A 285-nucleotide genomic window follows, 5' to 3' on the forward strand; every position below is an offset into this window, starting at 1 on the left:
TGCAGGAGTCGAAGCTGGAGAACCTGGGTCACCTGGGTGACCGCAACGACCACGACTCGCAGGGCCTGTTCCAGCAGCGCCCCTCCAGCGGGTGGGGCACGGTCGAGCAGATCACCGACCCGGAGTACTCGACCATGGCGTTCCTGAAGGGCCTCAAGCAGGTCGACGGCTGGCAGGACATGCCCCTGACCGAGGCGGCGCAGACGGTGCAGGTGTCGGCGTACCCCGACCACTACGCCCAGTGGGAGCAGCAGGCCGCCGACCTCGTCACCGAGCACTGGAACA

At 67.7% G+C, this 285-nt stretch carries 1 pseudogene; it reads left to right on the forward strand.

The window, feature by feature from the left end:
- A pseudogene (locus tag ACFHW0_RS31930) lies at nt 1–285 on the forward strand (hypothetical protein); the annotation flags it as partial.

This window comes from Micromonospora sp. LOL_025 (assembly GCF_048060285.1).
Taxonomy (GTDB): domain Bacteria; phylum Actinomycetota; class Actinomycetes; order Mycobacteriales; family Micromonosporaceae; genus Micromonospora.